The following is a 9,701-nucleotide window of genomic DNA, read 5'->3' on the forward strand; positions in this document are numbered from 1 at the left end:
CAATCTACCATATCCGCAAGCGATAGTATCACAGATTTTGCCATCAATAGTGATAAAATCGACTTATTAACTCAAGGTGGAACTGCCATGAATGCGCCTAGTAGTTTCAGTCGCGCTGCTGATAGCACTGTCACCACTTTAGACGATTTAATCAATCAGGTATTTCCTGATGCCAATGGAGCCACTACAGGTAATCAAGAATTAGCGGTTAATAGTGCCGCCTTAGTGCAAGTAACAACTGGTGCGATTGCTGGAACTTACCTCGTTATTAATGATAGCACGGCTGGCTTCCAATCCAGCAATGATTTATTAATAAATATCACCGGATTTACTGGTACTTTACCAGCTTTAGGGAGCATGACAGTGGGTAATTTCTTTGTTTAATTAAGTAGGCGTAGTGGACTGTTTCAGCTAATTTGGTGTATTAGAAAAATGCTATAAATTCTATAATCTAAGATTTTAAGCCGAAATCTATTGCCCTATTTTAGCTGAAACAGTCCAGTAGGGTGCGTTAGGTGGCTAACAATTCGGTCAAAAAAACACGCATCAACAAGCCGCCGTAACGCACCACCTCTATTATTAAATCGGTGCGTTACGCTACGGTTCTTCCGTACTTAGTGTGCTAATTTATCTCGCCATGAACCAAACAACCGCCAATTATGATGAATCATGGCAAGAAGCATTAAGCGAATATTTTGAAGCGTTTTTAAGCTTCTTTTTTCCCGAAGTTCACCTAGAAAACGGGTTTCTTGAAGAAACCCGTTTTCTGGACTTTAAGACAAAAAAACGTTTCGCTGACAAACTCTATTCAGTTATCAGTTATCAGTGACTAATTGGAAGCAAGTAGCAATCCCTTTGCTATAATAGGGTTTGCTGAAAAGGTTTTCCCTGGTGGCAGGGTGTGGGGTTTTACCCATTTTCAGGTGGTCAACTACCTAATTTTCAGGGAAAAAGTCCCTGAATTTTCCCCCCAATCACTCCAATGGTCGGCACTTTTTGAGGTCAAAAAAGTCTAAAAGTCTTATCCAACAAGGTTTTTAGATTTATTCAGCAAACCATAGCTACCGTTCGCTGTTCCCTGTTCTCCAAAACCAGAGACTTCGTACCTCACCATTAGGATAACTGCTGTAAATGAAATAACCGACTAATGAAAAAGATAATATTGACTTTACTATTAGCTTTGCTTTTAGTTGCTAACATGAATAGCCAAGGAGTTTTAGCGGTGACGATCGATTTTCAATGGTTGGGAAATCAGGGTTATACAGCTAAAGGTTCTTTTAGTTATGATGAAAAAACGGCCCTGACTATCTTTTCGGAAAAAGGTTCGGGAAAAATGCAAGTTTTAGAAGATTTTCAGGTATCTTTTTATGATAACAGTGGTCAAGAGATCGCTAGATACGATAATGTCAGCGAGGGAATTTCCTCAGCTAATTATTTTCAGTTTAATTTTAATACAAAAACCGGTCAAGTTTTTGGCTCGATCGATCTTGGGGGTGAAGGGATGGGGGAAATCTATCTTCAAGGGGTGGTTAACGATAATTTGGCACTCTTGCGGGTGGAGTCGGTAGATCTGGTCATGGATGAGGATGATTCACCGGAAATTATCACTCAGTTTTGACTAAATCGATCGGGAAAATAGGGATTATCCTAGCCTAATTTTTCCGCTAATTCTAACCAGCGATCGGTTAAAGTATCAATTTTTTGACTCAATTGAGCTAATTCTTCGGTCAGCGCGGTTATTTTGGTAAAATCTTCTAGGGGTTCTCCATAAAGTACCTGTTCAATTTCGGCTTTTTTTGCTTCTAAAATTGGTATTTGTTTTTCGATATCTTCGTATTCTTTTTTCTCTTTAAAAGAGATTTTTTTATTGACAGGTGACGGAGAAGCTTTAACAGTTTTTGGGGTGACTTTTTTTTCTTTTGGTTCCTCCTCCTCTTTTTTCTGATCGAGATAAAGGGAATAATTACCCGGATATTGACGGATATTACCCCCGGTTTCAAAGGAAAAAATAGTATCAACTACTCGATCGAGAAAATAGCGATCATGGGAAACGACAATCACACAACCGTTAAAGTCCTCTAAATATTCTTCCAAAATTGCTAAAGTCTGCACATCGAGATCATTGGTGGGTTCATCTAGGATTAAAACATTAGGTGCACTCATCAAAACTCGTAGTAAAAATAAGCGTCGTCTTTCTCCTCCAGAAAGTTTATAAATTGGTGCATACTGTTGATCGGGAGGAAAGAGAAATTTTTCTAACATCTGGGAAGCGGTAATCACGCTGCCGTCTAGGGTTTTGACTAATTCGGCCACACTTTTCAGATATTCGATCACTCTTTGATTTTCGTTGATATTGAGATCATCGGATTGTTGATCGAAGTAACCAATATGAATAGTGGAACCGATGTCAACTGTGCCTGAATCGGGGAGAATTTTCCCGGTAATAATATCCATGAGAGTAGATTTTCCTACCCCGTTACTGCCAATAATACCGATGCGATCTTCGGGAGTAAAAATATAGGTAAAATCTTTAATTAAAGTGCGATCTCCGTAAGCTTTCGAGATTTTTTCTACTTCAATAACTTTTTTGCCTATGCGTCTTCCTGCGGTGGCAATATCGACTTTTCCCTCCACCTGTTTAAATTCCTTATTACCCATTGCTTGAATGCGATCGATGCGCGCTTTTTGTTTGGTACTGCGAGCTTTTGGTCCCCGGGATAACCATTCTAATTCCCGTCGTAAAACTCCCGCGTGTTTGCGTTGACTACTGGCGATCGATTCTTCCGCTAAAGCTTTTTTTTCTAGATAATAGGCATAATTACCGGAATAAGTAGATAAATCTCCCCGATCGATTTCAATGATGCGATTAGTCACTCGATCGAGAAAATAGCGATCGTGAGTAATTAATAATAATCCTCCCCGAAAACGGGACAAATAACTCTGTAACCACTCCACGGAAAGTGCGTCTAAATGGTTGGTGGGTTCATCCATCAATAAACAGTCAGGATCGGCTAAAAGTGCGGTAGCGATGGCGATTCTTTTGCGATATCCCCCCGATAAATCTCCCACGCGAGCATTAAAATTATCGATGCCCAGTTTACTTAAAATAACTTTAGCATTGGTTTCTAAATCCCAGGCGGCAAGTTTATCAATTTGTTGCGAAACCCTTGACAAACGCTCCATAATAGTATCCAGATTTTCTGGCTCATGGACAAGGCGATCGGACAATTCCTCGTATTCCTTGATTAAAGTCATGCTCTCGCCACTATCGGCGAAAACCTGCTCTAAAACCGTTTTATCATTGTCTAGATCGGGTTGCTGGGGTAAATAGACGATTTTCATCCCCGAATTGATTTGAATTTCGCCACCATCGATCGCTTCTAATCCGGCGATCATTTTCAATAGGGTCGATTTTCCCGATCCATTCGTACCGATCAGGCCGACTTTATCGCGATCATCGAGGCTAAAACTGGCATCTTTGAGAATTTCCTTGATACCGAAGTCTTTTTTGAGCGATCGAACCGTCAGCAGTGTCATGATTTCTGGGAATAATCCTTCTTTTCTAGTGTAGTGTCTGGACTAATGCAAAGGATAGATTAAGCAGGTTCTGCTGAAAAAGTTTTTCCCCAGGAAAAAAAACCTGCCCCTAATGCCGACGATAACGAGAAAAGGGACAGATTGGCTCAATTGCATGAGATTATTTTCAGGGGCCAGACGGCATTAGGAATTACATCATGCCCATGCCACCCATGCCACCCATGCCGCCCATGCCACCCATGCCGCCCATGCCGCCCATATCAGGGGCTGCGGCTTCTTTAACGGGTTTTTCGACCACGAGGGCTTCCGTAGTTAGGACCATACCGGCGATAGAAGCGGCGTTTTGAACGGCTGACCGTACCACTTTAGCCGGATCGATAATTCCGGCGGCGATTAAGTCTTCGTACTTGCCGGTGAGGACATTGTAACCGACGCTAAAAGCGGTTTCGCGCACACCTTCCACGATCACATCCCCTTCCACACCGGCGTTATTAGCTAACTGACGCAGGGGGGCTTCTAGGGCTTTAGCGACGATATCGGCGGCGACTTTTTCCTCATCGTTAGTCAAAGAAGCTTTGAAAGCCTTCACCTTAGAAGCCAGATGAATCAAGGTTGTACCACCGCCCGGGACGATACCTTCTTCCACGGCGGCTTTGGTGGCATTGAGGGCATCTTCGATGCGGAGTTTGCGATCCTTGAGTTCGGTTTCTGTGGCTGCCCCGACCTTAATGACGGCCACACCGCCAGCTAATTTAGCGATGCGTTCCTGTAATTTTTCCTGATCGAATTCGGAATCGGTTTCTTCTAACTGTTTTTTCAGTTGGGCGAGACGTTTCTGCACATCGGCCTTATTGCGGCTGTCCCCAGAGGCGACAATAATTGTATTGTCTTTTTCTAGGGTGATTTTTGCCGCTTGCCCTAGCAGATCGAGGCTAACCGTGTCAAGACTTAAGCCCACTTCTTCGGAAATCAGACGACCGCCGGTGAGGATGGCGATATCTTGTAAAACCGCCTTGCGACGTTCCCCAAAACTGGGGGCTTTGATAGCGACGACATTTAAGACACCCCGGGCCTTGTTGACCACTAGAGTGGCTAAAGCTTCGCCGTCCACATCTTCGGCGATAATTAATAGGGGACGACCTTGACGGGCAACGGCTTCGAGGACGGGGACTAATTCAGCGATCGCACTGATTTTTTTATCGGTAATCAGGATCAGGGGGTTGTCGTACTCGACGATCTGTCTTTCCTGATCGGTGATGAAATAGGGAGAGATATAACCGCGATCGATCTGCATCCCTTCTACTACTTCTAATTCGGTGGTTAAGGATTTCGATTCTTCCACGGTGATTACGCCATCGGTGGTGACTTTTTCCATGGCGGTGGCGATCATTTGTCCCACTTCTTCATCGTTGCCGGAAGAAACGGTGGCCACTTGAGCGATCGCATCTCCAGCGATCGGTTTAGCGACGGCGGCGATTTCTTCCACCAGATAGGCGATGGTTTTGTCTAGTCCGCGTCTTAAGGCGACGGGATTGGCCCCGGCGGTAACGTTTTTCAGACCTTCTTTAATTAAAGCCTGGGCGATGATGGTGGCGGTAGTGGTGCCATCTCCCGCTAAATCTTTGGTTTTTGCCGCTACTTCCTGAATTAATCTCGCCCCGGTGTTTTCGAGGGGATCGGACAATTCGATTTCTTTGGCGACGGTGATGCCGTCATTAACGATCTGGGGGGCGCCGTATTTCTTTTCTAACAAGACATTGCGTCCTTTCGGACCGAGGGTGATTTTTACCGCATCGGCCAAGGCGTTGACACCTCTTTCTAGGGCGCGACGGGATTCATCTTTGAAGGCAATGATTTTGGACATGGTATCGCTGTTGTGATAAGACTCCTTTAGTTAATTTAGCACTCTTAGGGCCTGAGTGCTAAGATGCGGCTGCGGTCATTGAGGAGATAACGATGTTGAGGAGATAACGATGTTATGTCCCTACGGCAGACTGAATTGAGTTAAAAAAATAAAAATTTATCAAGATTTATTAATAATTGCAGAAAATCAATGATAACTATTGTAGCATCTGGAAGCTAACCGAATTTTAGCCCATTTTCGCCTTTTTTTTAGGAGAAGATAATCATGATTAATCCAAATCCTGCTATCGAACAAAAAATTAATCAATTTATTCTGGAAACCCAAAATAAATTTAGTCAGGATAAATCAGCTACCCTTGCTAGTTACCAAACAGAAGCCAAAACAATCACTCAAGAGACTAATAATTTAAGAGATGAACTTATTCAAAAACTAGGTGAATTAACTTTTTCAGACCCTTTACCTAGCAGAGAAGAATTAGAAAAACAAATAATAGCTCATACAGATCAGCTTGTGGAGACAATCAACCTTTTATCTACGGGCAAAAGTTCAGAAACTCCTCTTGATACTTTCAGCCAAGAAACTGATAGTTTAGTTACAACAATTACGACTCTATTCGATGCTAATGCTAACGTTCCAAACTTGCCAAAACTCAAGGAAAAACTAACTGCTTGGCAAACAAAAATTAAAGATACTTTGGTTAAATTTTCCACGACTGTGGAATTACAACAGAAAAATGAGTCTTTGATTGCTGAACTGAAGGATAACTTAGACAAATATAGTTCAATTCCTGAAGTAGATGAACCCTTTGAAAAGTTAGTCAAGGAATTTAAAGATAATTTTGCACAACTACAAGAAGCAAGTGTTTTATTTCAAACTTTAGACGATTTAATCAATGAAATTAAAGCTAGAGATGAGGTGATTAAACTAAATCAAAGAATTGATACTTTGCTGGGAAAAACTAAAGAACAAGTAGCGGGATTCCCTCCAGAATTAGACCGGGAAGTACAGGGAGAATTAGCCAAATTAATTATAATACTAGGGATAGCGCAGGTGGAACTCATCAACAGTTCCAAAGCTTGGGATATCATGCAAGTAAAGTCGGTGGTAGATGCTGGAGAAATTGCGATTAAATCTTTAACAGGTCAACCTAATATTATTTTGGCACAAAAATTACGCTATGCTGCCGAAACAGGATTAAGAAAAACCCAGATGGGTTTTTGGAATGGTCTAGCCGACTTCAGAGATAATCTTTTCCATTCTATCAAAATACCTACAAAAGTTTTAATTGGATTAGTGTTAGCTCTCCCTTTGAATTGGGGTATTATGAACTCCCCTCCAGTGAAGGATTTGCTTATGCCCTTACCTCCAATCTCAAATTCTAGTAACCAAAATACTGAGGACAAAGATGGAAATTTTAGACTCTTGATATTGATATTGATGACAGGGACTTTAGGGGGAGCAGTTAGTCTTCTAACTCGTTTGCAAGACTTTGATAATCCCAAAAATCAAAAATATGACGATGACTTCTTGCCATTGTCAATTGGTTTAACCAAACCCATTTTAGGGGGAAGTTTCGCTTTCTTTATTCTGCTAATTCTTAACTCTAGCATTTCTCCCTTACAAATTCGGACTGACAATGGAAATAAGGGGAATGACACCTATTTATATGGACTTTTGACAATGGCTTTTGTGGCTGGATTTAGCGAACGTCTTATTCCCGATTTAATTAATCAAGTGGAGAAAAAAGTAACTGTAGAGGCTAGTTCCACTGGACAGGGACTACCTCCAACGATTTTGATCGCTCCGCCTATCGCAAGTTTAGCATTAAACGGGGAGAAAGAATTTAGCATTAATCCCGTTGGTAACTACACCATCACAATCTCACCGCCAGAAAGCGGTAAAATTGATAAAAATACCACTGATGCCAAATTTACCTACACTGCACCCCCACAAGGAAATGCTGGGGATACAATTACTATTACTGCCACTTCTGATTCCGGACAAACTGCCAAGGCTACTGTCACTTTAACTGCATAAAAAAAGACCAAGAGAGCCTTCTAGTTTGACAAAAAGGATAACTATCATTTACCCCGATTTCGGGTTAATCGGAATGGCCAATGCTTGAACTTGAATTTTTTTTAACTCGGAAACTAATCGAATCGCCTGCTGTTCGTAGAGGGGAGCGCCCAGGGTCGCTGGCAAATTTTCCATGAGATCGCTGGCGGTTTTCAGGGGACAATTAGAAAAACGACTGATTACGGTGGGTGCTTCCGCGGCAATATTGCGGTTAAAGGCTTTTTCCACCCGCACGCGCCAAGTTTTGGGAGTGCGACGACCCTGTTCCACCCGTCGCAGTCCGTTGATGGTGGCCAGCACCACAATGCGATCGCCGATGCGTAAATTGAGATAATCTTCGGGCATTAATTTCGGGGCTTGCCGTTCTCGTTGGTGTAGGATCGGCACAACTCGATAACCGTAGGCAATATCCCCGATCGAGCTACCATTGAGAGTATCTCCGGCTTCGATCTCGTATTCCGTCACCAGAATCGTTTTTTGCGCCCAACGGAACAGATAGATGATATTTTCTCCGAAAGCCGCTCCCGTAAAGGCTTCTGCCGCTACGGTGTTGGTTCCTAAAATGTGAGAGCGGGGCAGAATTTGACTTAATTGTTGACTAAGGGTGTCGTCGGTGGTGCGGATGACTAAGTAGCTTTGGGGGTTGAGTTTGCGGGTGGTTAGGGCTACTTCTAAATTGAGGATTTCGTCATCAGTAACAATCGCTATACTTTTAGCCCTATCTAAATTGACATTTTTTAAAGATTCTTCGATATTTCCCGTCATCAGGGGCATTTTTGGCAGGATAGTTGCATCAAAATCCCTATTTAAGCTGACCCCAACGATTGCCTGTTGCATTTCTAGTAATAAATTAGCCACTTCTTTGCCGACTCGACCTAAGCCCACAATAACGATATGATTCTGTTGGGGAACTGGGGGACGGTTGGGGATAAATTGAAATCTTGATGATAATAAAGTTTCTGTCAAAATGGCATAGAGAACCCCGATAAAAGCGGTTCCAGCTAAGGTTAAAAAGAGACTAAATAGCTGCATCCACCAGGGAACTGCATTTAAATCTTCGGGGTTAGAGGCACCGAAAACATCGCCATAACCACCTAATAAAAGAATCGCCGTTCCTGAAAGAGCGGAAATAAAGGAAGCTCTCGGGGCGTAGAGATGGAAAAGAAAAGTCCCGATAATTACCAGCAGGATAATGATAAATACTGACATGAAAGCCACCCGGTGAATTTGCTGCTGAAAACTCAATTGCCAGAATTGTTGGATTTCTTTGAGCAATTTTTGCCAAAAATACCGCAACTTCTGGCGATAATTTGACGGTTTCTGGCGGACAGCATCGATGTTTTGGTAGGTAGTTTCGATGGTGGTAATGGTATCACCGGCCCCGATAGTGGTGGTGGGGGACCATTGATAAAATCCAGCCCTTAAAGGTTCATCGGGGGCTGTGTGTGCTAACAGACGACGGGTGGGGGTATTTAAATCACCTAAAAAGCGATCGAGTAAACCATCTTCGGGGCTAATTTGTCTCTGGATAATCCGCAATTTCTGACCGTCGAGATGCAAAAAACCGAGGGTTTCCGTGCCTAATGTGGCTAAAGCAAAGGCATTGGCGGGTAGTTGGGTGGGTTCATAGGCGATAAAATTGCCTAAACGTTCCTTAAGTAGCTGATTGAGATTATCTTTAGAAGAACGCACCACTAAGCGGGTAAGGGGATTTAATTGCCGAATAATTAGGGCAGTGGTGGCATTAATTCGCTCATCACTGGTGACAATTAAAGCAGCCCGACAGCGATCGATTCCCGCTCTTGCTAAAATGTTTTTTTGACGACAATCACCGATAATTATTTCCTCTAATAAATCGGGAAAATCATTAATTTCCCAACTGGGAGGCTGTATTAGTTCGATACCGACGACGCTAACCCCAAACTCTTTTAAAGACTTGACGCAGTGTTGTCCGAGACTACCCAATCCACAAACTAAAAAGCGATCGGCTAACTTGACATTCCCATCGACAAAGCTGAGAGATTCTTGGTTCATAGATTCTGCTTGTCTTAAAAAATAGAATGCTTTTTCAAACTTCTGATCCCCTGACTGACGGACACATTTTTCAATACAAAGACAAGTACTGTTATGTGAAAGCCTCAAACTCCTGAATAAAAGAAAAGGTAATTTTGCCATAATAATCCTGACGAGCTTTGCGAGAAGCAAAACAGGGAAAAGGGTCAAC

Annotated in this window: 7 protein-coding genes; 4 read left to right on the forward strand and 3 right to left on the reverse strand. The window is 42.6% G+C overall.

What is annotated here, in order from left to right; translation table 11 throughout:
- The 3 genes from O9295_RS05530 to O9295_RS05540 all read left to right on the forward strand — a co-directional run.
- Positions 1–384 (forward strand): bluetail domain-containing putative surface protein (locus O9295_RS05530; protein ID WP_288032247.1); only part of this gene is annotated, 384 nt, incomplete at its 5' end.
- A gap of 253 nt (positions 385–637) precedes the next feature.
- Complete coding sequence (locus tag O9295_RS05535) at positions 638–829, forward strand: hypothetical protein (protein WP_288032248.1); 192 nt, start codon at positions 638–640, stop codon at positions 827–829.
- Between the two features lie 318 nt (positions 830–1,147).
- Positions 1,148–1,618 (forward strand): hypothetical protein, encoded by a 471-nt coding sequence (locus O9295_RS05540; protein WP_288032250.1) that lies wholly within the window; start codon positions 1,148–1,150, stop codon positions 1,616–1,618.
- 29 nt (positions 1,619–1,647) lie between these two features.
- Here the strand turns inward: O9295_RS05540 and O9295_RS05545 are convergent, their stop codons facing one another.
- Both O9295_RS05545 and groL read right to left on the reverse strand, forming a co-directional pair.
- Positions 1,648–3,537: an ABC-F family ATP-binding cassette domain-containing protein gene (locus O9295_RS05545; protein WP_288032252.1), complete on the reverse strand. Its 1,890-nt coding sequence runs from the start codon at positions 3,535–3,537 to the stop codon at positions 1,648–1,650.
- Between the two features lie 190 nt (positions 3,538–3,727).
- Entirely contained in the window at positions 3,728–5,401 is a 1,674-nt protein-coding gene (gene groL / locus O9295_RS05550; protein ID WP_272080748.1) for a chaperonin GroEL, read from the reverse strand.
- A 264-nt stretch (positions 5,402–5,665) separates the two neighbouring features.
- On the opposite strand from groL, the gene O9295_RS05555 reads away from it, so the two are divergent.
- Entirely contained in the window at positions 5,666–7,438 is a 1,773-nt protein-coding gene (locus O9295_RS05555; RefSeq protein WP_288032253.1) for a sbcc family protein, read from the forward strand.
- A gap of 48 nt (positions 7,439–7,486) precedes the next feature.
- Here the strand turns inward: O9295_RS05555 and O9295_RS05560 are convergent, their stop codons facing one another.
- The gene (locus O9295_RS05560; protein ID WP_288032254.1) at positions 7,487–9,511 is read right to left on the reverse strand and encodes a potassium channel family protein; all 2,025 of its coding nucleotides are present in this window, start codon (positions 9,509–9,511) and stop codon (positions 7,487–7,489) included.
- Positions 9,512–9,701: the final 190 nt, after the last annotated feature.

It is taken from the genome of Microcystis sp. LE18-22.4A (genome assembly GCF_027531105.1).
Taxonomy (GTDB): Bacteria; Cyanobacteriota; Cyanobacteriia; order Cyanobacteriales; family Microcystaceae; genus Microcystis; species Microcystis aeruginosa.